At 46.6% G+C, this 25167-nt stretch carries 15 protein-coding genes; all 15 read left to right on the forward strand.

Going from position 1 to position 25167, the window contains the following annotated elements; genetic code table 11:
* Positions 1-117: 117 nt before the first annotated feature.
* A complete protein-coding gene (locus PAHA3_RS23025; RefSeq protein ID WP_062836982.1) occupies positions 118-2715 on the forward strand; it encodes a hypothetical protein in 2598 nt (865 codons plus the stop codon).
* A 138-nt stretch (positions 2716-2853) separates the two neighbouring features.
* Complete coding sequence (locus tag PAHA3_RS23030; protein ID WP_062836983.1) at positions 2854-3420, forward strand: hypothetical protein; 567 nt, start codon at positions 2854-2856, stop codon at positions 3418-3420.
* Positions 3421-3569: 149 nt separating this feature from the next.
* Positions 3570-3842, forward strand: a complete 273-nt coding sequence (locus PAHA3_RS23035; RefSeq protein WP_062836984.1) for an alpha/beta-type small acid-soluble spore protein — start codon at positions 3570-3572, stop codon at positions 3840-3842.
* Between the two features lie 255 nt (positions 3843-4097).
* Entirely contained in the window at positions 4098-5300 is a 1203-nt protein-coding gene (gene metK, locus PAHA3_RS23040) for a methionine adenosyltransferase (RefSeq protein ID WP_062836985.1), read from the forward strand.
* A 215-nt stretch (positions 5301-5515) separates the two neighbouring features.
* On the forward strand, positions 5516-9235 hold the full coding sequence (locus PAHA3_RS23045; protein ID WP_062836986.1) for an Ig-like domain-containing protein: 3720 nt from the start codon (positions 5516-5518) through the stop codon (positions 9233-9235).
* A 301-nt stretch (positions 9236-9536) separates the two neighbouring features.
* A complete protein-coding gene (locus PAHA3_RS23050) occupies positions 9537-12260 on the forward strand; it encodes a stalk domain-containing protein (RefSeq protein ID WP_062836987.1) in 2724 nt (907 codons plus the stop codon).
* A 47-nt stretch (positions 12261-12307) separates the two neighbouring features.
* Positions 12308-13468 carry a sensor histidine kinase gene (locus tag PAHA3_RS23055; RefSeq protein WP_062836988.1) on the forward strand — a complete coding sequence of 387 codons (1161 nt, stop codon included), beginning with the start codon at positions 12308-12310 and terminating at the stop codon, positions 13466-13468.
* 7 nt (positions 13469-13475) lie between these two features.
* Entirely contained in the window at positions 13476-14198 is a 723-nt protein-coding gene (locus PAHA3_RS23060) for a response regulator transcription factor (protein WP_026081439.1), read from the forward strand.
* Between the two features lie 356 nt (positions 14199-14554).
* Positions 14555-14953, forward strand: a complete 399-nt coding sequence (locus PAHA3_RS23065) for a hypothetical protein (protein ID WP_062836989.1) — start codon at positions 14555-14557, stop codon at positions 14951-14953.
* 424 nt (positions 14954-15377) lie between these two features.
* On the forward strand, positions 15378-17267 hold the full coding sequence (locus PAHA3_RS23070; protein ID WP_062836990.1) for a helicase-related protein: 1890 nt from the start codon (positions 15378-15380) through the stop codon (positions 17265-17267).
* A 665-nt stretch (positions 17268-17932) separates the two neighbouring features.
* A complete protein-coding gene (locus PAHA3_RS30245; protein WP_167350930.1) occupies positions 17933-18331 on the forward strand; it encodes a ComF family protein in 399 nt (132 codons plus the stop codon).
* 365 nt (positions 18332-18696) lie between these two features.
* The gene (locus PAHA3_RS23080) at positions 18697-23631 is read left to right on the forward strand and encodes a fibronectin type III domain-containing protein (RefSeq protein WP_153028281.1); all 4935 of its coding nucleotides are present in this window, start codon (positions 18697-18699) and stop codon (positions 23629-23631) included.
* A 150-nt stretch (positions 23632-23781) separates the two neighbouring features.
* Complete coding sequence (locus tag PAHA3_RS23085) at positions 23782-24186, forward strand: TIGR03826 family flagellar region protein (RefSeq protein ID WP_062836993.1); 405 nt, start codon at positions 23782-23784, stop codon at positions 24184-24186.
* A gap of 176 nt (positions 24187-24362) precedes the next feature.
* Positions 24363-24647, forward strand: coding sequence for a flagellar biosynthesis anti-sigma factor FlgM (gene flgM / locus PAHA3_RS23090; protein WP_062836994.1), 285 nt, complete (start codon positions 24363-24365; stop codon positions 24645-24647).
* 11 nt (positions 24648-24658) lie between these two features.
* Complete coding sequence (locus PAHA3_RS23095; RefSeq protein WP_062836995.1) at positions 24659-25162, forward strand: flagellar protein FlgN; 504 nt, start codon at positions 24659-24661, stop codon at positions 25160-25162.
* The last annotated feature ends 5 nt before the right edge of the window (positions 25163-25167 follow it).

Genomic DNA, 25167 nt, shown 5'->3' on the forward strand with positions numbered 1-25167 from the left:
AATCTAAGGGTCTTTTTTTTGTTTTTTATTTGATAAATCACAACAACATCGTAACTTTCTCCCCTCCACGAACGTTTATACTATAATAGCAATAAGCAACTTATGGGAGGTTTGGAAGTGAATCAAAAGAAAATGTTTGTGAGCTTGCTCGCAAGTGCGATGTTGATCAGTTCAACAGCTGGCATCGCCATGGCAGCGAGCACAACCAATATAACGGCTGCCACCAGTTCAAATAGCAGTACATCGAAGAAAACGACAACAACAACGCAGAAGGTTGTACATACCCTGGGTAACCTGTCAGCTGTTAAAGTGACAGCACGAAGTTCCGTAAGATTAACAGATGTAAACATCTTGGCACAGGACGATGGCAATGTGGTTACGTATACATTGTCTTACAAGAATAATGACAGCACCCCAATGATGATGCTCGATTACTGGAGCAAGGTAAAGACAAAGGGTGGAACATCGTTCTCGCCTAAACTGATCGCAAAAGATCAGGAAAAGAAAACGGTCGCGCCTGGATCAACAGTTGAGTTGACCTATGTTATGAAAGTAGGTCGCGAGGTGAAACTTAGTGATCTGAACTTCCTCATCGTGAAATGGGATTTCAGTCAAGCTAACTATGAACGTACGTTGGGTAAGTTCAATGTGCCCTCATCCTATAGTATTACTACACCTGTAGGTAAGCCAAAGACGGTTCGTCTAAGCGACTCTGCAGTGAAGGTTAAAGTATCTGGAATTAAAGTGTTTCCAGGTGAAGATAAGAATCAATATGTGAAAATTGGCGTGAATTTAAACAATATCAGTTATAAATTGCTTGAAAATCCGAATATCAAATGGATTTTGCGTACGCCAAGTGGTACGAACTATCCGTTAACTCTGGATAAAGACAGTACGAATGTTAGCATCCAGGCTCAAGCTAATAAGGCCCTCAGTCTGATGGCATCTCTTCCTACGTCTGTGAAGCTGCAAAAGTCTGAGCTGTTGCTGGTAGAGGAACAGGGTGAAGAGAAGAGTGTTCTGCCTGTTGCTGCATTACAACTGCCCGAAGCGAGCAAAACGAATGTAGAAGTCGCGGCCCATCAGCCCAATATCATTTCTGTTGAAGGACAACGACTGTCCACATTGCTTGAATCTGCGAAAGTCCGAATTGATGATGGTGAGTTTAGTCTTAACCTTCAAATTAAACTCAAGAATGAAGGCAAGAAAGCGATTAAGGTGCCGACGTATACCTTTGAGGTACGGAATACAGACGGAACAGTCTACCCGATTGAAACCAAAGCATTGGAAACATTGAAGTTGAATCCGGGTGATATCAAGACGATTAAGCTCAGTGTAACTCTTCAGGGTGATGGTGATACGAGCAAAATCAAGCTGTATGTGATGAGTCCGGTAGAAAAAAGTGAAAGTACAGAATCCATAACGTCGTCTTCAACGAATGGCTTTGTATTCTCCTATCCTGTAGGTGTCTATGCCATTCCTGAATCGGTATCCAGCGGAGATGGATTGACGACTGAAACGGTCATTAAGAATAACAAAGGTACATTTGGTGTGTCTTTTGGATCGTTACAGCGATTGCCGTGGCTCGATAGTGATATTGTTGCCGCAAAAGTGACTATTCGTAATGCAGGTAACAAAACAGTTCAACTTCCTGAACTTGAAGCGATGTTTATGATTGATTCTGCTGAGATTGAGGGAGACAAGAAGCTAATCTACACACAAAGTGGCAAGCTACTTGGAGCGGGTATGACAACCGAGGCTTACTTGTTGACCAAGATTCCTTCTGAATTACGTATATCTCGTCTGGAACTTAGTCTGAACGAGAAAGTTAGTGAAGAAGAGACGAATGAGTGGATTACGTTAAATACGTCTGGATTAATTCCACCGCTATCTTATGTTGGAAGTGGCAAGACATACACATCGGGTACTGCTGATAAAGAGACCGAAATGGGTGTGCGGAGAACGATTCGTTATCCAGGAACGTCATCGGACATCGTGTATACCGAATTCGAAATGACGAACAAATCACTGCGTCAAAGTGGTCTCGGTAAACTGGTAGGTTACTTCAAAACATCGGATGGCCAGTATTACAGAGCAACTGCGAAGCAAGCAGAGCGTCTGCCTGGTCCAGGACAGAAGTCGATTGTTACGTTCTGGGCTAAGATTCCGAAGTCCGTTACTTTCTCAGACCTGCGTCTGATTGTGGGTGAAGGTATTGCAGACAGCAAGTTTGTAACCGGTGAAGGGGAAGCGACTGCTTATGTGAATGCTCTGGCATTCGAAGTACCGCCAACCTCCATTAGTGTTCAAGGTTCGTTAACTAATATTGATCTCTATCCTTATTCTTGGACTGCCAACAGTGTGAGAGCATATCTGGCAGGCAGCTCGTCTGTACAGATTGAGATGAATTACAGCTTATCCCGTAATGAAGAGATTGAGATGGGTGAGAACGAGCACAAGTTAATCCTCACACTGACGGATCAAGCAGGTAAATCATATGAGAAAGAATTGACCTTGGGAACTGACCTGAAAGTGGGAACCAATCAGACACTGAGTTGGAGTATTGAAGACAGCTTGTTCGAGAAGTTGCGTGGTGGTTCTTATCGCTTAAGCGTAGATGATCAGTTCCAGGGACAACGTATTCGTCTTGCAGAGCAGGGATATGGATATGACTTGACCAAGTATCCGAAGGAAGAGCCTGTCGATCTGAGATAAATGCAGAGATTCAAATAATAGTAATTTGTCCACAAAACCTCGATTCCGCCACAACGGAATCGAGGTTTTGCTTGTGGCATCCTTATTTTTTCTCTATAGTTAAAGTTAATAGATTACCAGAGGAGGAAAATGATTCACATGAAACCTTATATGAAAGTATCCCTCGCTGCGCTCGCGATTGGTGTTGGCGTGTGGGTTGGGTCGGTATACAGCAATACAGCCATCGGTGCAGGTACAAGTCAGCCAGGAACAGCAGACGATCCGGTTGTAACGAAGAGTTATGTTGACCAGCAGATTCAAAAAGCATTGAGTGGAGGCGTTAGCACGGGTTCTGGCAACTCATCAGGCAGCAATAACGGCTCGACCGGAACCGGAAACTCCGGTAGCACAGGTGGAGACACTTCACTTCCTCCACTGGTCTCAGGCGCTACTGATGCCGTTGAGATCGTAACGGTGAAGCCGGGGCAACAGCTGATCGGTATATCTGGCGCGGAGTTCATTGTACGTAGCGGCAAAGCTGTGATCGTCAGTGAAGGTACGAACGGTGTAGCTGATCTGACGGACGGGATTGACCTGACGAATGGACAGGCAGCGCCGACCAATCACCTGCTCTCTTTTCCAAGGGATGGACGGGGGATCACGGTATTGGAAGGAAATAAATATAGCCTAACTGTAATTGTTCGTGGTGGATATACTTTGAAATAGGATTTGTAGCTGTTAAAGGAATTATTCATTCAATATGCTTTTCATTTGCTCAGATTACCCAGTTCTAACAATCATTAATACGGCTAGCCAACCTTGTTCCTGTTCACTCTATAACTGTTGACAATTAACTTAACGGAGGTGCAGGAACCATGGCTAGAAGCAATCGCAAAGTGGTACCCGAAAGTCGTCAAATGCTGGATCAGATGAAGTATGAGATTGCTGCAGAGTTTGGTCTCAATGTAGGTTATGGTGGCAGAGGTTTGGCTGGTGTGGATACAGAATTTGGATCTGAACTGGGTGAAGTGAGTGATCATTCCTACGGGCAATATAAAGGGTGGGGACATCTGACTTCCCGTGAGAATGGATCGGTTGGTGGAGAGATCACCAAAAGGCTAATTCGCCAGGCAGAGCAGCACTTATAGAGCATTTTTCTTAGCCTAATCCGTTTGACACGTCTTGACAAATACGTTAAGATGGCATTTGAGGTATGCAACCTTTTCCACTAGGGAAAGGTTGATTTTCGTTTGAGGCAATTACCTGAAAAATCCTTATCTTCGTAACTGCGGACCTTGCGTCCTTATTCCATGTTGGAAAGCTTCGAGGGTACAGTGAACGATTCGCTGTCATGTTTTGTTCGGGCAATCGCCATACTACTAGTTATGGGAGGTTGAAACTTCATGTCTGTTAAAGGCCGGCATCTATTTACATCGGAGTCTGTAACCGAAGGACATCCGGATAAAATCTGCGATCAGATCTCAGACGCCGTATTGGACGCGTTTCTTGCAAACGACCCCAATGCTCGCGTAGCTTGCGAAGTTTCCGTAGCCACAGGCTTAGTGCTTGTCATCGGTGAAATCAGTTCAGCTTCTGAATACGTGGACATTCCATCCATCGTTCGTAATACAATTAAGGATATTGGCTATACACGTGCCAAGTTCGGTTTTGATTATAACACTTGTGCAGTTCTGACTTCTCTGAATGAGCAGTCCGCTGATATTGCCCAAGGCGTTAACGCAGCGCTTGAGAACCGTGACCCGGAGCAAGTCGCTCGTGAAACAGAAAACATTGGTGCAGGTGACCAAGGTCTGATGTTCGGTTTTGCAACGAACGAAACACCAGAACTCATGCCTTTGCCAATCGCTCTGTCCCACCGTATCGCACGCCGTCTGGCGGAAGTGCGTAAGAACGGTACATTGGAATATCTTCGTCCGGATGGTAAAACTCAAGTAACAATTGAATACGACGGTGACAAACCGGTACGTGTGGATACAATCGTTGTGTCTACTCAGCACGCTGAAGAGACTACACTTGCGCAGATCCAAAAAGATATCAAAGAACATGTAATCTTGCCTGTCGTTCCAGCCGAATTGTTGGATGAGCAGACTAAATATTTCATCAACCCAACAGGACGTTTCGTTATTGGCGGACCTCAGGGAGATGCAGGCCTCACTGGACGTAAAATCATCGTAGATACCTACGGCGGTTATGCACGTCACGGCGGTGGTGCGTTCTCTGGTAAAGATCCAACAAAAGTAGACCGCTCGGCAGCATATGCGGCTCGTTACGTTGCGAAAAACCTTGTAGCTGCAGGACTTGCAGACAAAGTGGAAATCCAGCTCGCTTATGCGATTGGTGTAGCCAACCCGGTATCGATCAACGTGGATACATACGGAACTGGCAAAGTCAGCGAAGAGAAATTGGTTGAGCTTGTGCGTAACAACTTCGATCTTCGTCCGGCTGGCATCATTCGTATGCTGGATCTGCGTCGCCCAATCTACAAACAGACAGCTGCTTACGGTCACTTCGGCCGTACAGATCTGGATGTACCTTGGGAGCAAGTGGACAAAGTAGATCTTTTGAAAACTCAAGCAGGTTTGTAAGGCCTGTCCAACACATGTAGAAGCCCATGATTCCTTTAAGGAATCATGGGCTTCTTTTTACATTAGTGTCAAGGAATATCACTGCATTACGAAAAAGGTAAAACAGATTTACATATTATTACTATTTGCTAATCAAATATTTCCTTTTTGCCGAAATACATAAAGAGGTCTATACATGGAATAAACAGTTGAATCTGCATGAGGAGGAACGAAAGGTGAGTATAAAAGGAATGATCCGCAAGGGGATCATCGGATTGTTAATTGTATTATTGACTACGCAAGGTTGGTATAGCGGTTTGGGGTGGAAAGAAAATACTGCATATGCAGATGACGATTTAACTGGCTTGGGGATTGAGTCATCTATTCCAGCATTAGGTGCTCGAAACGTTGATAGTACATTACCGTTTAATCTTGTATTCAAGAAGCCGGTAAGAAAAGTTGCAAGTACGTTAGAGCACATATCCATATACAGATTACCGGAGAACAAGCTGGTTGCAGAAGTTCCTGTGAATTCTGCAGTAAATGTTATAGCTGACTCTGCTGGTACTCCGGATGTAGGAAAAACGATCACTTTTCAGTTAAACGAAGCATTAAAAGGTGGGCACTATGCCATTCGAATCGGAGCGAAATCCTTTGAATATGGAGATAATGAACCTTTTGATGGCTTAAATGAAGAAGCTTGGTCATTCTATACCTTGGGACTAGGGGCTACGACTATAAATTCCTTATTCCCAATTAACGGTGCAGTTTCTGTTACTCGTGATTCAAATTTACAAGTAACTTTTAGCAATCCAATTGATGCTGGTGTGGGAGAAATCGTAATTTACGAAGGGGGCGTTGAGTTTGAGCAATATGACATGGCTCTACCACAGTCTCGTGTCGTGATTAGCGGCAATACGCTTACAATTGATCCCGTAAAAAGTTTTTCTAATAATGCTACATACTCAGTTGACATAGATCAGGGAGCCTTAAGGGACAAGACAGGTAATGATGTCGTTGGAACAGGAATTAACGGATGGCAGTTTACAGTTTTTCAATCAGATCCAACTTCTGTAGTTGTTTCTTCTCTATCACCATCAAACGGAGCGAGTGGAGTCGCGCTGACAGGAGAGCTAACAGTTACATTCAACAAAGAACTCGACACTCGCTATCCAGGATCAGTAACGCTGAGAAATGCGAGTGGAGCAGTAATTGCAACAACTACAGCAGTGAACAGCTCGAATAATCGACAGCTGCGAATCACTCCATTAAGCAGCTTGACGAGTAATACCAGCTATACCGTGGACATTGCTGGGGGCGTGTTACGAGACAAATTGGGCAATCTGTATACAGGGCTTAACGGAGCAACCTCGTGGACATTCCGTACACTAACGTTAGATCGAACTGCTCCCGTTCTCAAAACTTCCAAAATGTACAGTAATAACATCATTCGTCTGACCTATGACAAGTTGCTCTCAAGTCTGGATCCGCTGCCTTCCAGTTTCTCCGTTACTGTTAATGGGGAGTCACGTAGTGTATCTACATCTTATGTGTCCGGAGATAGTGTTTACGTTGTTCTAGATACAGGTGTAGCAGTAGGACAAGTGGTTCGCATTGGATACTCACCTGGATCGTCAACGCGCAAAATTCAGGATTTATCTCTGAATTCCGCAGCTGCTTTCGGAGCCAGAGACGTGGAGAACAGTCTGGAATCAATCATGTCCAAACCTAGAGAAGGCAGCGTCTATAATAGTACGATCAATCTCTATTATCCTGAGACCGTATATATTAACTCTAGTGAAGCATATAAACAATTCAGCGTGACTGCGGATGGAACGTCTGTGGGTGTAAGTAGCATGTCTACCAACAACAGTTCACTTGTTACTCTGAACCTTAGTCGTTCGATTACGAATGGTGAAGTCGTCCGCGTATCTTATCAGCCGGGTGAATGGGCTGTAAAGGATAGTCGCGGTCAAGCGCTTGCCGGATTTAGCGAATTTTACGTTCGTAATAGTATTGACACGAAGAACCCAGAGTTCCAAAGCGCTGAGGTCAGCGGCAGTAAACTGTGGATTCGCTACAACGAACCACTAAGTAGATCAAATAAACCTTTGAAAAGTCAGTATTCGGTATTGGTAGACGGGAAAGCTGTGTTTGTTAATGATTCGGAAATTGAAGATGATGTCGTGACACTGACATTGGCCTCGCCGGTTACAAGCACACAGACTGTGACGCTATCTTACGTTCCTGGAACGAGCCGTCTAACGGACCTAAACGGAAACCCCGCGGGATACTTGAATTTAACCCCCGTGACGTACACATATGGAAATGGAACGATCCTGTCAGGTGTGTTACAAGGAGACACGATACTTATTAACTTCCGTAATGCTTTAAAGGCAGAATCTGCATTAAGTCCAGCTCAGTTCAGTGTACAGATTGGAAATAATAACGTAGCTGTTAGCTCTGCATCGGCATCCGGCTCAGTTGTTACTTTAAAATTGCCAGCTGCTGCATCTGCAGGACAAACAGGAAACGTTAGTTATACACCAGGTGCAGTTTCGCTTAGGGATACTCTTAATACTGAAGTAGTGGCGTTTGGTCCACTGACATTGCAAGTAAAAGAGTTAAATACATCTACACCAACTACTCCATTGGAGGGGCGTCCTTCATGGATCAGTGAAGTAGGTGCAGCTGAGTCCGGTTTTGGACAATCAATGTATATTATGAATAGTGATACAGCTACTGTTGAGACTTTAACTTCACGGAACAATCGTTCAACACGGCAGTTTACCATCGATGAGACCAAGCTTGCCCAAGCATTTGAATATGCGTATTCAAGCGGGAAACTAAACCAACCCATCATGTTTGAAGTTCCAGAGAGTGAAGCAACAGCTTCGGTGGGAATCCCGTTTCACACGCTCTCTCGGATAGCTGCAACTTATCGGACGGGTTCATTTGGCATTAAATATAGTGATAGTGTCTGGCTCGTGCCCTTGTCGCAACTGGAAGTTGTGGCTATGGGACAAAGTGCAGGGATAACAACAGCCCCCGGTACTGCCATATTATATGTACAGTTAGAGGCTGTTCCTATATTCTCCTTAGGAACGTTAGAGTATATGCTAACAAGTTCGAACGCTCAGCGACTGGCTAACGTGACAGAAGTTCATATTGAGCTCTATAACGGAAATACTGGGCAAACTGTAGAGCAGAATATCAAAAGTCAGTTTTGGATGCAACTTCCTGGAAACACGTCAACAGTCTTATCCGGATTCACTGCTGTTGATCCGAACACACAGACGTTATCCTATGTACCAACAACTTTCAGAACTACGACATCTGGAATGGTTGCTAGAGGTAAATTAAACGGTAATCAGATCGTAGCCCCAGTGACTCATTTGGTAAGCTTCCCGAATGCAAAACCATGGGCACGAGATGCTATTACAGAGTTGGCCTCTAAGTGGATCATAAGTGCTGATAACCTTACTGCATTTAAGCCAGATGTGAAGATTACTAGAGCAGAGTTTGCTGAGTTGGTTGCCAAAGGATTAGGGCTGAAAGGCAATCGTGCAGCTGCACAACAATTCAGAGATTTGAATGCAAACAGTTCAACTTATGCATATATAGGCGCTGCAGTGGAGGCGAAAATTATTGAGGGTGTTGGCGATAATAAATTCCAACCTAATAGATTCATCACCCGGGAACAAATGGCCATTATGCTGATGAGAGCAATGAATTACGCTGGGCAATCAGCAACGCTTCAACTGTCAGTGAAGGAAACCTTATCTAAATTCACAGATGAGAAATCTATTAAATCCAAGGATATTGTTGCCAAAGCAGTACAGACAGAAATTATTAATGGTGTGTCGGATACAGAATTTAAGCCGCTGGCACATGCAACAAGAGCTCAGGCAGCAGTCATGCTAAAACGCATGCTCAATAGAATTGGTTATCTGTAAACGGTAATCTAAAGACATGATCATTGTTAGGTATTTAAGAAGCACATCAGCCGAATTACTCAGGCTGATGTGCTTCTTTTTATATAAACCTCATATGAATGAACGGAATATTACATCCGCGATATGAAAGTGTGCTATTTTCAAAATCTATGCATGCTAATATAGGGGACAAACGTAACTTTTTCCACAAAAAGCAGTCTATTAATAGAAGAGTATACTAGAGATCTCGCTATCTGCTGCCTACTTGGCAGTGTTCGTGATGTCTAAGATTGATATACAAGATGGGAGAGACGTTTCAGACATGCTGGGGAAACATGGGAAACAGCTGGAAGACGTTAAGGGCAGTAAGGTGAAGAAATGGGCGATTGTAACGCTGGCGGGTGTGATCTGGATTGCACCGGTGATGAGCACAGGCGGACAGATGTGGTCAGGTACTTCGTGGCAATCAGTAGCCGCAGCAGCATCTACGAATACAAGCAAGTTAAGTGAAGAAATTCTGACTTCGGGTGCGAAGCTCATGAAATACAGATATACAACAACACGTTCTGGTTCCAAGGTCAACGTACTGGCGGATGTAATCCAGGTGGATCTGCAGAACCCGTATGTAAAGCTGGATGTGATGACAGGCAAGGGCGGTAATCTGAATAGCAAACAGAGCACAGGTGCCATGGCTAAGGAAAATGGTGCAGTAGCCGCTGTGAATGGCGATTACTTCAATGTATCCGGGGAGCTCGCGCCCATTGGTGGACAGGTCTCCGATGGCGTACTGGTTTCCACACCTTCCGAACTGTCAGGTATGTATGCCCTCACGGTAACCAAGGATGGCAAGCCGATGATCGACGAGTATTCCTTTGATGGGACTGTAAAGGCGCAGGATGGTTCAACCTTCGTTTTGCGTGGGATAAATAAAGAGGATTATACGGTAGAGTCGGGTGCGGTGAAATATAGTCATGCCAACTCGATGTATATTTATACACCTGCCTGGACGTCTACTAAACGTCCGAATGACCCTTCCACAACGCCGACAGAGGTTCTCGTGCAGAACGGAGTCATTACCCAAATCTCGGATAAAAAAGCGTTAAACATGACGGTGCCGCAGGATGGGTACATTTTGCGTGCGCATGGAACAGCGGCGACATGGATCATGAGCCATCTATCCGTTGGGCAAACCTTGGATGCGGATTACAAGCTGAAAGCTAAAACAACCGGGCAATCGGTCGATCCAAGTAATCTGGAGATGATGATTGGCGGTCATACCATTTTGGTGAATGGTGGTAAGGCAGCTTCCTTTTCCCGTGATATCGCTGCGTCCGGCATTGGTGGTATTCGTGCAAGAACGGCAGTAGGATACTCCCAGGATGGTCGGTATGTCTACATCATTGCAGCGGAGAAAAACAGTAACAGCAGCGGAATGTCGCTGACGGAACTGCAATCCTTTATGACCAGTGTGGGTGTCTGGAAAGGCATGAACCTGGACGGAGGCGGCTCCACAACCATGGTAACACGTCCGTTAGGTGAGCAAACCGCTGGTCTGACGTTCAACACAGAGTATGGTACCGAGCAACGTCAGGTTGTAAACACGCTGGGTGTGTTCTCTACGGCTCCTGTAGGTAAACTGAAGGGCTTTGCCGTGAGTGGCAGCCAAACGTTGCTGGTGGGGCAAGAGGGCAAGTACACAGCCAAAGGATATGACACCTACTACAACCCAATCGCAACAGGCGATATCAGCATGTCCTGGAAGTCCAGCAACAACGGCATCGTAAGTGTCAGCAACGGCACGATCAAAGGTGTGAAGCCAGGTACAGCAACCTTGACCGCAACGAGCAATGGAGCTTCGTCCTCCATTAAAGTATCGGTATTGGGTGGAAGTGAACTGGCTTCCCTGACAGCAGGATCGGGTCTGGGTTCGCTCAAGGCGGGTACAACGATGTCCATTCCGGTAACGGCAACAACGAAGAGCGGACAAAGTGTTACGGTTCCGGCGGACTCGCTGTCATGGGAATTTATCGGGTTCAAGGGTAAAGTGACTGCTGACCAACTTACCGTATCTTCCGTTAATTCTGGTGCACAAGTGGGATATGCGATTGGTCGTTATGATGGTTACAGCACAGTCGTGGTCCTCTCGGCTTCTGCAAGCGAAACGATCTGGGAGAACTTTGAAAATGTGAATTACCCGATCAACTTCACAACGAACGCAGCGGGTGTAACTGGTTCAGCAACCGTTACTGCAGGAACAGGTGAGAAAGCCGGTTCCAATGTACTGCAACTCGGTTATGATATGACAGCTGGAACAGGCAAAATGTACGCTTATGCACAACTGAATGGTTCTACTGGCAGAGAGGTATCTGCTGCAGCTACATCGATGTCGATTGATGTTATGGGAGATAAGAGCCTGAACTGGCTGCGCGCTGAATTCACGGATGCCAATGGCAAAACGGTATATGCCGATCTCGCCAAAGCGATTGACTGGAACGGGTGGAAGAAGCTGAGCGTAGACCTGAACGGACTGAACATCGCCTATCCGGCGAAGCTGAAGCGGGTCTATGTGGTGAACGTGGAGGAAGGTCAGGATGAGCGTGCGAAGACAGGTACGGTTGCTTTTGACAACATCGCATTTACGATGCCTTCCAAGTCCAGTGAAGTTGGGTTGCCTACGGGTACAGCCTCGCTTGTGCTCGGACAGAAATCGATGACGGTGAATGGAACGAAAAAAGCCATTGATGCAGCACCAGTTCTGAAAAATGGTACGACGTATGTGCCAATCAAACATGTTTTGGATGCTTTTGGTGGTCAGGCGAGTTGGGATAGCAAAAATCAGCGGATCACGGTATTACGGGGTGGCAAGTTGATTGATCTGGTTGTAGGACAGAAAGAATTCATTCTGAATGGGAAAAGACAGAGCGCAACTGTTGCACCATACGTAACGGGTGGTAGGACTTTAGTCCCGCTTAGACTCGTTTCCGAGCAACTTGGACTGACTGTAAAATGGGAACAGAAAACGAAGACCGTTACCATCTCATCGTGATATGGTATGATATATACCGGAAACGATAGAAATGGAGTCGAACAAACGTGGATTTACAAGCCGATGCCATAGACCGCGTCATTAAAAACGCCATACAAGTCATGGAAAACAGCAAATATCAAATGTTCGAGATCATGGACGCGACTCGCGATGAGCTGAAAACACTCAACGAGGAGCTAAAGTCGGTGTTGAAGGAGACGGCGGAAACGATCGAGAAAGTAGATCAATTGGAGCTGAACTACCGCCGTTCCCGGATCCGGCTGACCGAGGTTAGCCGTGACTTTGTCCGTTATTCCGAGCATGATATCAAGCAGGCGTATGAGAAAGCAACACAGCTGCAGCTGGATCTGATGATTTATCGTGAGAAGGAAATGTATCTGAAGGCCCGTCGGGATGACCTACAGAAGCGTGCCAAAAATGTGGAAGCTTCTGTGGAGCGTGCCGAGACCATCGGTTCGCAGATGGGTGTTGTACTCGAATACCTGTCAGGTGAACTGGGTCAAGTGACCCGGATCATCGAATCTGCCAAAAATCGACAAATGATTGGTTTGAAAATAATTTTGGCCCAGGAAGAAGAGCGGAAACGTATTGCTCGTGAGATTCATGACGGGCCTGCGCAGATGCTCGCCAATCTAGTGCTTAGGACGGAAATTGTAGAAAGAATGCTCATTAAGCAGGATTTTAAGATGGTCCAGGCCGAAATAGTAGATTTGAAAGGCCAGGTTCGTTCCAGTCTTGAAGAAATGAGAAAAGTTATTTTCAATCTGCGTCCTATGGCACTGGATGATCTGGGACTGATTCCAACGCTTCGGAAGTACGTGCAGGATTTTGAGGTAAAAACGAAAATCCGGTCGCTTTTTGAAACAAGAGGTAAAGAACACCGTTTATCTTCTGCGATGGAGGCAGCGATCTACCGCCTCGTGCAGGAAGGTCTGTCGAATGCTGCAAAGCATGCTTATCCCACTTATGTTGTAGTGGAAATTACATACCAGGCTCAGCTCGTCAAGATTGTCGTTCAGGACAATGGGCTTGGGTTCAAACCGGAGCTTCTTGCGAAGAAAAGCAAGGATCATAGCCACTTCGGTCTGATTGGGATGAGAGAGCGGGTTGAACTGTTAGAAGGAAGAATAGAGATTGAATCCGGAGAAAATCAAGGAACCAAAATAGTGATTCATATCCCGACAAACGTGGATAAGGGAAAGGAGTAGCAGGATGATGGAAAACCGTGATACTGGTAAAGCGTCAATTAAAGTTCTATTGGCTGATGATCATCAGCTGTTCCGTGAGGGACTGAAACGCATTTTAAATATGGAGGACGACATTGAGGTCATCGGCGAATGCGGCGATGGTATTCAAGTGCTCGAATTCTGCAACCAGGATAAACCTGATATCGTGTTGATGGACATTAACATGCCGATCGAAAACGGGGTTGAGGCAACAGAGAAATTGCGTGAGCTGTTCCCTGATGTCAAAGTGATTATCCTGTCCATTCATGATGATGAAAGTTATGTATTTGAGACGCTTCGTAAAGGCGCTAACGGATACTTGCTGAAAGATATGGAGGCCGAGTCTCTGATCAATGCGATTCGTTCCGTGCATGAAGGACATGCGTTCATTCATCCGAAAGTAACCGGCAAACTGATCATGCAGCTGCGTCGAATGACGTATCTTAATGAAACAGGGGCAATGAGTGAAGGAGCTTCGAAGGAAGCCGGTGTTAAATTTGTCGCTGGCGACAATAACCCGCTCACACGTCGTGAGGCTGAAGTGCTTCGCTTGATGGCAGAAGGTAAGAGCAATAAGATGATTGGTGAATTCCTGTTCATCAGTGAAAAAACGGTAAAAAACCATGTCAGCAGTATTCTGCAGAAGATGGAAGTAGACGACCGTACACAAGCTGTTATCAATTCGATCAAATATGGTTGGGTTACGCTCTAATACCTTATTTCTTTATAAAGCAGTATTTATATCGTAAGTCAGTCCATTGGTTGGTTCAACCTTGATGAAGTATAGATTGGTGTTCACTCGCGCCCTTTCCAGAATGTTGGATTGGTCTGCGGGTTAATGGACTTTATCACTGCAAACGAGCAAAGTGTAAGGTTGTGCGGAACATATGTTCAAGCTTAGGCGTGAATGAATGACCTGGCCTGTCTTTCTTCGTCCGGTGTCGATCAGAATGGAATATGAGTGATGGGAAATGCAAGTGTAACCCTTCAGGAAGTACAGCATATACTTGTTGTATACAGGGATTTTCGCCATGGGTGAGCATGACCTTCCGAGGAGGTGCAGTTGCCATGGTTGCTCATCTGACTATGATTCTGCTCATATACTTCCTGGCGGCAATGGCCGTTCATGCCATGCACCAGCGCTATCTTTCTCGTCCGGAATCTGAAGGTTTCGAGCAGATTCTGCTCATCCCTTCCAATCAGGCAGGGCGGATTGAAGGCATTGTAAGAGAACTTTGCCGGGAATTATTATACCGTGGAAAGAGCTTCAGACTAACCGTTGTCGCTGATCGTACAGAAGCGGAAACGATTACGATTATTGAAAAGCTTATGCAAAGGCAAGGATTGGAGACATCCTATCTGCCTGCTGTCCCTGCTGATATTGAACGGGTAGCGCAGACCGATCACACGTTTCGCCTGATTGATTTGCGCGAGTCAGAGCATAAATCATCATGTGAACGGAAATAGGATTAGCATTTCGCAGATCTACAGTGAAAAGATTACAGCAGAAGCTGTAGTCTTTTTTTGTAATTGTAGCCAAGTCTGCTTTTAAATTAAAAATGGGTTTTTATGCAATCTATGGTTATTGTCTGGGTACGATGAGTTCTTGATCACAGAAATAAGATTTTCGAAGTCAGAACTCTTAATTTAAAAGTATAGACGAACCAGATTGGAAAAAGTTTCGCAATTTTAAAGAAAGATTCTGGTTATTAGCAGAATTGTATGATGCATGACGAACCTTGTGATGTAGAGATTCAATTGGTATAGTAATGAGTAGATTAATCATACGCAAGATTGAATATGGACATGAAGCACATGCTCCGGCGAACAGCCGGGTTGGCATGTGCTTTTTTTGCGTTCGGGAGAAAGTAGGTTGGAGGGAGGAGAGTAAATGAAAGTTGCCTTATATGTGTGCCGTGTAGGGGAAGGGTGGAGCATGGCCTTGTCTCTCGATATTCGAGTGGACGTAAATTGGTGGCTAGAGGGCGGAAGTGGTCGGCATGTGCTGCGCTGGTTGTTGTTAGATGCGGTGGTGTCGTTAAGTCAGGCATCTTGGTTGGTTGAGCATTTTGAGATGGAGCGGGACATGGATCACTGGGGTGAGCGCGAATGGCAGAGCTATCTTGCGCGGAAGCTGGATGTATATGAACTGGCTTCGGGGGAAGTTGAGGCGAGAAAAGGTATAGCAGGCAAAGCGGGGAGTAGCGCTGCGCATCGCATTCAGGTAGGCGGGATGCCCGAGCCGTATCCCGCCGGGCAGTGGGCTCAGCTGGAGCGGGACGCGGCCCTGCTGGCTGAGCGGATCAGCGGCCGCCAACTGCTGGCGGCCGAGGCGGAGGCGTTGCTGGCGGATACCGCCCAGCCGCCTAGGGAGTGGCGCGCGGCTGCACAGCTCGCGCGCTTGCACGGGCGGCTGAGTATCACAGCCGCCCTCGAAGGGCCCGCCACGCGCCGTCGGCACGCGTGGCTTGGACGCGCGCGGAGCGCGCCCCGCTGCCACCGTTGTGGCAGCGAAGCCAGGCAGCGCGTGCCCTGCGCTGCCTGCGGCCTGGCGGCGTGCGCCTACTGCGAGGCTTGCCTCGCGCTAGGGCGCAGCCGTGCCTGTGCGCTGCTGCTACGCAGTGCAGCGCAAGGGGACGTGCCACGACGCGGCGAAGCACCGCGTGGCACGGCCTTGGCCCCCACCGGCGGCGGGCTCGCCCGGTGGGGGCTTAGCGCAGCGCAGAGCGCGGCAGCAGCCGCGGCGCTTGCGTTTTTGGCCCGGCCACCCGCAGGGGATGGGCCGGGGCGGTTCTTGCTGTGGGCCGTGACCGGGGCCGGCAAGACCGAGATGATTTTCCCCTTGCTCCAACATACATTGGATCGTGGTGGACGAGCTTTGGTCGCTACGCCACGCAGGGACGTGGTGTTGGAACTGGCTCCGCGACTAGCCAAAGCTTTTCCGGACACTTCGCTCGCTACCCTTTACGGAGGCAGTGACGAACGCTGGAAAGACGCGCAGCTTACGCTCGCGACCACGCATCAATTGATGCGTTTTTATCAGGGATTTGATCTCGTCATTATCGATGAATTGGATGCTTTCCCCTATCATAACGATCCCATGCTCGCTCACGCGGCGGCATCCTCCTGTAAACCGGAGGGGAATTTTGTCTATCTGTCTGCTACACCGCCAGCTCGGCTCCAGAGGGAAGCAGCACAGGGGAAACTAACTCATGCCAAAGTCCCGGTACGTTTTCACCGTCATCCTTTGCCCGTACCAAGACTAATCAAGATGGTTACCGTTGCTGAATGTATTAAGAAACGAAATCTTCCTTCTGCCTTGAAGACTAACATCCAGATTTCATTGGAGCGTGACGCCCAGGTATTTGTGTTTGTGACACGTATTGCCCAAATTGAGGCGTTTGTGAACCTGATGCGTCGTACCTTTCCAGGGATCCATATCGAAGGAACTTCATCTCAGGACCCTGATCGAGCTAGCAAAGTTATAGCCTTTCGTGATCGCAACATTCGTTTGCTCGTAACGACAACGATTCTGGAGCGTGGCGTGACCATTCCGCGCAGCGATGTCTTTATATTGGATGCAGACAATGGTCTCTTTGATGAAGCTTCACTCGTTCAGATGGCGGGCAGAGCAGGGCGTTCCATGGATGACCCGGCGGGTAGAGTGGTTTTTGCATCATCTCGTCGGACACGTTCTCAGGTGAAGGCCGTTGCACAGATCCGGAAAATGAACACGATCGCTCGTCGCAAAGGCTACCTGCATCCACCATCCCAGACATAATTGTCATCTGCCAAGTTTGGTTCCACATTTCAAAATATATTCCCAAGACTGGAGATATGCCCCTTATGTTCAATTGGCTCAGCAACATAACCGATCATGCACAGCACCTGACCCGGCGTCTTCATCACCTGCTCGCCCCACCGGGAGCGACTTGTCTGACATGCGGCACTCGAGCGATTCTGTCTTCAATCTATCCGGGCATATGCCCGCGTTGTATGAAGCAGATTCCATGGATTCGTTCCATCCGCTGTTTGCGTTGTGGTAGGGGTGTCGGTTGTCCGGACTGTGCTCGTCTACACATGCAAAACCGATCTTTTATCTCCAATCGCAGCGCCGTACAATACAATGCTCTTATGAAAGAATGGATAGGCATGTACAAATTCCGAGGCCACGAAAGATACGCGCCGCTCCTAACCGCTTTGTTGATTCAAGCCTTTCAAGCGATGAGTGAGGAGCAGAATTCTGCTTTGGCAAAAGAACCCCCAGCCCCCGTGGCTCATCCCGCCACACTTGCTCAAAAATCGGTGGATGTCAGCTCACATCCACCCCACCCGCGCGCGTCAACCAACGCGCACGCCCATCCCAGAGCAGCAACTCAACGCCCTCTGTCGCCGCCTCTGCAAACGAAGCCCCAGTGGCGGCCTGACGTGGTCACCTATGTTCCCGTGAGCAGCGAGCGCCTGGCCGAGCGCGGCTTCAATCAGGCGGAGCGGCTGGCTGCTGGGCTCGCCACCGCCTTCCGCCTGCCCATCGTGGATCTGTTGCAGCGCCAGATCAACACGACCAAACAAAGCTTCAAATCACGCGGTGAGCGTATCGAAACGATGAAGAACGCTTTTTCCATCAACCGAGATGGTATGCAGTTAATTGAAGAGCTATACAGGGGATTTCATCTGCCAACACAAAAGGCCATGTCACATGCCAAACCCATACAGATCCTGCTAATCGATGATATATACACAACAGGTAGCACCTTGGACGCTTGTGGACGGGTTATTCTAAATGCTGGCTTCTCCATGGATCTTCCGGTCGAGATTTTCACACTGACACTGGCAAGATCGTAGTAGTTAAATCCAAATAATGAATGACGGTTCAGCATTCTTCAGACACTCTAGGCGGGGAATTTATACATTATGATTAATAGTAGACAGGAAAATATGTTCTTTTATTAATGATAGGTATATTTGTGCGGTTCTCCTTTCCATTTATACCGTTTGCAATATGGTTGTTTGAAGAAATTATGAATGAAAGCGTTATAAGAAAATTTTAACATGTAAAAAAGAGGAATTGCTTTTCTCGCGCAGAATAGATAGTTTTGCCGTTCAGCACAGGGAGTGGCACATCATATCTTTTAAAGGGGAGAACAAAAGTGGTCGCAGGAAAAAGAAAAAACGGATTTTACTTATGGACTGTCCGTCTACTAGTATTCATGCTGGTAATCGGACAGTTTGGCGTGTACGGGGGGAACCGGGCACATGCCGCAATAGGAAGCGGGATAGTCTCATCAAGTAATGATTACCAATATGTGTTGACTAACAACAACGGCCAACTACAAGTGAACCAAAAATCAGTTAAACTGAGTTGGGCGAGATCATACGAGATTTCAACATCAGGATATTCTTTTAGGAGAAGTCAATCGATCAATGGGGCAGTTGAGGATATAACCAAGATTTCATTTGGCTCCTACACATCTACTTATACCGGCAAAGTTACCAATGCCTTTATCATCGACTTTGGTGAGGTATGGGAGTATTACACGACTATGGAATACAGACAATCTGGAACCAATGTTGGGGTATGGAAATCTTCCACCGTTGATGAGTTTGGAATAACCACGCCAAGATATGTGCAAAGCTATGAGGCTACACAGTTAAGTCTTGTGATTAACGCAGATACAGGTGCGGTAGTAGATTTTGTATCTAACCTGAATCCGTATTACATACGGAAAGCAGAATCATTCAGTTTTGTAAAAGAGCCGGGGACAACACAGCCTATTACTACGGTTCCAGCTGTTCCAACTAATTTAGCGGCTGACGCCAGTGATGTAGCGATTAATCTCGATTGGTCTGCTGCTCCACAAGCTGTCCAATATGAGATTGAAGAGAATGGCGTAGTCCAAGGGCCTTTTTACGGAATCAATTATACAAGTTCTTCGCTTACACCAAATACTACATACACCTATAGAGTACGTGGAATTAACCGACTAGGAGCTAGTGAGTGGAGTGAGTCGGTTGCATTAACTACCTTGCTTGAGAAACCCGTTTTGGCCGTAACGGCAGAGGAAGGAAAGAATACGATTCAGTGGAATGGGGTTGAGTTTGCAGATCGCTACCAGTTGCAGGTTGATGGTGGTACACCTATTGAATTAGGAAACGTAACTTCTTATGTACATGAAGGGCTTGAAGCTAATTCAACGCATACCTATGTGCTAAAAGCCTTCTCTGCTAACAATGAGAGTGCGTGGAGTAAAATGGTGAGCCAGTTAACAGTACCTGACCGTGCGGACGGGTTGAAGGTTACTGATGCTACATTTAATAAACTAACCGTAGCTTGGACTGCTGTAAAGGGTGCTACCGGATATGATTTGGAGATTGATGGCACTAATGTTGCTGTAACCGGCACCACATATAGTAAAACTGGGCTTACAGCCAATACAGAGTATACCTTTAGAATTAGACCTAAAAATGCTGGTGGTGCAGGAAACTGGAGTGATATAACTACAGGTATTACCCAGATGAGTACACCCATTATTCAGTCCAACCCTTCACAAGAAGAAGTTGTTCTCATCTGGTCACCAGTTGAGGGTGCAACGTCATATGAAGTTGAGGCTGATGGTGTTGTCGTTGGGGATATAACAGATTCAATCTATACGCACACGGGGCTCAAACCTGGAACAGCACATAAGTATCGTGTACGTGCTATAAGTGATAATAACGTTAGCGCATGGTCGACAGTAAAATCACAAAATACATTACCTGATTCCGTTAATGGATTAGTGATTAGTGCATCAACCAATGCAGCTATTACTCTGAAGTGGACAGCAGTAACCGGAGCCACAGGTTATGACCTTGAGATCGATGGAACAGTTGTCCCCGTAACAGGAGTAACCTACACGAAGAGTGGTCTCGCAGCCAATACAGATCATACTTTCCGTATTCGCTCGAAAAATGCCGCTGGTGTAGGGGCTTGGAGCGAACTCATCAATGGAACGACACTCCTAAATACACCCGTACTAAAAGCAACATCGGAAGAAACTGCAGTCAACCTCACCTGGGCTGATGTAGCAGACGCAACAAAATATGAGATTGAGGCGGATGGAGCAGTAGTGGCAACAGTAGAAGAACCTAACTACAGCCATACATCATTGTTACCAGGAACGGCGCATAAGTATCGCATTCGTGCGTTGACGGAGACGAATACAAGTGCATGGACAGCAATCCTGACGCAGAGCACGATCCCTGCCTCCGTTACAGGATTAACCGTTAGCTCGGCTACGAACGTAGCCATTGCATTGAAATGGACAGCAGTGACGGGAGCTACGGGATATGATCTGGAAATCGATGGTACCGTTGTCCCAGTAACGGGAGTAGCTTATACGAAGAGCGGTCTTACAGCGAACACAGACCATACTTTCCGTATTCGTTCGAAAAATGCCGCCGGTGCAGGGGCATGGAGTGATCTGATCAGCGGAGTAACGCTATTGAACACACCTGTCTTGAAAGCAACATCGGAAGAAACTGCAGTCAACCTCACCTGGGCTGGTATAGCAGACGCAACAAAGTATGAGATTGAGGCGGATGGAGCAGTAGTGGCAACGGTAGAAGAGCCTAGTTATAGCCATGCAGCACTGCTGCCAGGAACAGCCCATAAGTATCGCATTCGTGCGTTGACGGAGACGAATACAAGTGCATGGACAGCAATCCTGACGCAGAGCACGATCCCTGCCTCTGTTACAGGATTAACCTTTAACTCGGCTACGAACGTAGCCATTGCTTTGAAATGGACAGCAGTTACTGGAGCAACCGGATATGACCTTGAGATCGATGGTACCGTTGTACCAGTAACGGGAGTAGCCTATACCAAGAGTGGTCTTGCAGCCAATACAGACCATACTTTCCGTATTCGTTCGAAGAATGCTGCCGGTGTAGGGGCTTGGAGCGAACTTATCAATGCAACGACACTTCTAAATACACCGGTATTGAAAGCAACGTCGGAAGAAACTGCAATCAACTTAACTTGGGCAGCTATTCCTGATGCAACGAAGTATGAGATTGAGGCGGATGGAGTAGTAGTGGCAACGGTAGAAGAGCCGAGCTATAGTCACATAGGACAGTTGCCAGGAACAGCGCATAAGTATCGTATTCGTGCGATGACAGATACCAATACGAGTGCATGGACAGCAATCCTGACGCAGAGCACGATCCCTGCCTCTGTTACAGGATTAACGGTTAACTCGGCTACTAACGTAGCCATTGCTTTGAAATGGACAGCAGTGACGGGAGCAACGGGATATGATCTGGAGATCGATGGTACGGTTGTCCCAGTAACGGGAGTAGCCTATACCAAGAGTGGTCTTGCAGCCAATACAGACCATACTTTCCGTATTCGTTCGAAGAATGCTGCCGGTGTAGGGGCTTGGAGCGAACTTATCAATGCAACGACACTTCTAAATACACCGGTATTGAAAGCAACGTCGGAAGAAACTGCAATCAACTTAACTTGGGCAGCTATTCCTGATGCAACGAAGTATGAGCTTGAGGCTGATGGAGTAGTAGTGGCAACGGTAGAAGAGCCAAGCTATAGTCACATAGGACAGTTACCAGGAACGGCGCATAAGTATCGCATTCGTGCGTTGACGGAGACGAATACAAGTGCATGGACAGCAATCCTGACGCAGAGCACGATCCCTGCCTCCGTTACAGGATTAACCGTTAGCTCGGCTACGAACGTAGCCATTGCATTGAAATGGACAGCAGTGACGGGAGCTACGGGATATGATCTGGAAATCGATGGTACCGTTGTCCCAGTAACGGGAGTAGCTTATACGAAGAGTGGTCTTGGAGCAAACACAGATCACACTTTCCGTATCCGCTCGAAAAATACCGCTGGTGTAGGGGCATGGAGTGACTTGATCAGTGGAACGACACTCCTAAATACACCCGTACTAAAAGCAACATCGGAAGAAACTGCAGTCAACCTCACATGGGCTGATATAGCAGACGCAACAAAGTATGAGATTGAGGCTGATGGAGCAATAGTAGCAACAGTAGAAGAACCTAGTTTTAGCCATGCAGCATTGCTGCCAGGAACGGCGCATAAGTATCGCATTCGTGCGTTGGCGGAGACGAATACAAGTGCATGGACAGCAGTGCTGACGCAAAGCACGATCCCTGCTACAGTTAACGGTTTCGTGCTAAATACCGCTACACCTGTTGCCATCTCAATGAAATGGAGCCCTGTTACAGGCGCTACCGCTTACGATTTGGAAATTGACGGTGTTGTGATTTCTGTGAGTGGATCTGCTTATACAAAAAGTGGTCTTCTAGCCAATACAGATCATACCTTCCGCATCCGTGCCAAAAATGCTGCTGGCATGGGTAGCTGGAGTGAGATCGTAACTGCTTCGACCCAGTTGAATGTACCCACAACGCTGAAAGGTGTACCTGAAGAAACGGCAGTTACGCTGACATGGAATGAAGTTGCTGGTGCAACAAAATATGAGATTGAGGCAGATGGTATAGTAGTTGCTACGGTGAGTGATCTCATGTATGTACACAATGGAGTGCTTGGTGGAACGATTCATAAATATCGTGTTCGTGCCCTGACCGACACCAATGTGAGTGCATGGACAGCAGTGTTGTCTCAAACTACGTTACCTGCGAGTGTCTCAGGCTTGAGTATTAACTCTGCAACCACAGCGGCGATCGCGCTAAGATGGAGTGCTGTAACTGGAGCTACCGGTTATGACCTAGAGATTGATGGTACGGTAGTAGCCGTGAGTGGAGTTGCTTATACGAAGAGCGGACTTGCACCAAATACGGAGCATACCTTCCGTATTCGTGCCAAAAATGCTTCCGGTGCGGGAGCTTGGAGTGAGATCTTAACGGGAACGACTCAATTAACTACAGCTGTGCTGAAAGGAACTTCGGACAGAACGAATGTTATTCTGACGTGGGACGCGGTTGTGGGAGCTTCATCTTACGAAATTGAAGCCGATGGACAAATCGTGGCAACGGTTAGTGATACAACTTTTATTCATTCAGATCTGTTACCGTCCAGTTTGCATAAATATCGTATCAGAGCATTCAATGACCAGAACACAAGCGTGTGGTCTGCTGTACTAAACATTAGAACATTGAATTAATGAATTAAAGTGGGGGAACGGGCTTGCGTATATATGCATCCTGCTCCCCTCTTTTGTTTTGTAAATAGACTATGGCTTCATCAGAGAAAATAAGGTAATGTATAGTTATTATCTATTCGGAAATGGAAGTTTGAGAGGGGCGTTTTAGCGATGAATCTAGGTAATTGTCCTCGCTGTGGTAAATTATATGCGTTGAATTTTCGAGATGTATGCTCGAACTGTATCAAGGAAATAGAGCAGGAATATCAGATCTGTGTAGATTATTTGCGCGAAAACAAGGGCACCAACATACAGGAACTATCCGATGCAACAGAAGTTTCAATTAAAAACATTACCAAGTTCATCCGTGAGGGACGAATTTCCATCGAGAACGCCCCGAATATGATGTATCCTTGTGAAGTATGCGGAACGTTGATTCGTGAAGGTCATATGTGTGACTCTTGCCGTAATCGTTTAACGAAAGACTTGGCAGGGGCAGCTCGTGAAGTAGGTCAGAAGGATAACAACAATGTAGGCGGACGAACCTACAATGCTGTCGACAAACTACGCGATTAATAGGAGCGAGGGCTCAAATACATGTTTTGCTATAACAAATGTTTTGAAACGTACCGATAAACTTATTAAAGATTATCGGTTTTTTTTATTATCCTAATTATTTTGATAACATAAAGATAAAGTAAGAAAAACGTATATCGTCGTAAAAACCTTATGTGGAAGGAAGTGCAAGTTAAATGAAAATCAATGAACCGAGTAGAATTGGCGCCATCAATTCATATCAAAGGAACGTTGAATCCAATCAGCAGGCTGATGCCAAGAAGAGCCGCCGTAAGGACGAAGTATCTATTTCTCCGGAGGCGATGAAGATGCTTGAGGAACAAAGTCGTACACAGGATGCAGGACGCGTACAACGAATACAGGAACTGAAAGAACAGGTGAGTTCCGGAACGTATCAGGTAGATAGTAGCAAGCTTGCTGATAAGTTGCTACCGTATTTTAAGTCTTTTGATAAGGAATAGGTGATCACGTAATGGCAGCACTGGACAGATTAATTGCAGTTTTGCAGCAAATGGAACAAAGTCACCGCGATATGCTGGCACTCAGCGAGGTCAAGAGACAGGTCATTGTCAAAAACGATGTGGATGAACTCATTGCCGTTCTGAACAAAGAATCCCGTTTCATGAAACAACAGGAGCCATTGGAGATCGAACGGCAGAGCGCAGTTCACGAACTGCTTCAAGAACGTGGAATTAAGTCCATGTTGAACCTGAATATTACCGAGATTTCCAAGCTGATTTTTGATCCGGCTGACAAACAGCGATTGCTCGAAGTCCAGAAGAAGCTAGCGGGAACACTACATGAATTAAAAGAAATTAATCAACTGAATCAAAAGCTGATCGAGCAATCGTTGATGTTTATTGATCTTTCAATGGACATTTTTGCTTCTCGGCCAGAACAGGATGCCACATATCAGCATCCTGCTGATAAGAACGGTAATCCAGGGCGAATCGGTCTGTTTGACACGCGTGCCTGATTAAT

The sequence above is a fragment of the Paenibacillus amylolyticus genome, from assembly GCF_001570725.1.
GTDB lineage: Bacteria > Bacillota > Bacilli > Paenibacillales > Paenibacillaceae > Paenibacillus > Paenibacillus amylolyticus_A.

What these genes read in the sequence shown, in the direction of transcription:
- PAHA3_RS23080 (WP_153028281.1), top strand. Translation starts at nt 18,697, where the DNA reads ATGCTGGTAATCGGACAGTTTGGCGTGTACGGGGGGAACCGGGCACAT.
- flgM (WP_062836994.1), top strand. Translation starts at nt 24,363, where the DNA reads ATGAAAATCAATGAACCGAGTAGAATTGGCGCCATCAATTCATATCAA.
- metK (WP_062836985.1), top strand. Translation starts at nt 4,098, where the DNA reads ATGTCTGTTAAAGGCCGGCATCTATTTACATCGGAGTCTGTAACCGAA.
- PAHA3_RS23030 (WP_062836983.1), top strand. Translation starts at nt 2,854, where the DNA reads ATGAAACCTTATATGAAAGTATCCCTCGCTGCGCTCGCGATTGGTGTT.
- PAHA3_RS23065 (WP_062836989.1), top strand. Translation starts at nt 14,555, where the DNA reads ATGGTTGCTCATCTGACTATGATTCTGCTCATATACTTCCTGGCGGCA.
- PAHA3_RS23050 (WP_062836987.1), top strand. Translation starts at nt 9,537, where the DNA reads ATGCTGGGGAAACATGGGAAACAGCTGGAAGACGTTAAGGGCAGTAAG.
- PAHA3_RS23085 (WP_062836993.1), top strand. Translation starts at nt 23,782, where the DNA reads ATGAATCTAGGTAATTGTCCTCGCTGTGGTAAATTATATGCGTTGAAT.
- PAHA3_RS23070 (WP_062836990.1), top strand. Translation starts at nt 15,378, where the DNA reads ATGAAAGTTGCCTTATATGTGTGCCGTGTAGGGGAAGGGTGGAGCATG.
- PAHA3_RS23035 (WP_062836984.1), top strand. Translation starts at nt 3,570, where the DNA reads ATGGCTAGAAGCAATCGCAAAGTGGTACCCGAAAGTCGTCAAATGCTG.
- PAHA3_RS23060 (WP_026081439.1), top strand. Translation starts at nt 13,476, where the DNA reads ATGGAAAACCGTGATACTGGTAAAGCGTCAATTAAAGTTCTATTGGCT.
- PAHA3_RS23095 (WP_062836995.1), top strand. Translation starts at nt 24,659, where the DNA reads ATGGCAGCACTGGACAGATTAATTGCAGTTTTGCAGCAAATGGAACAA.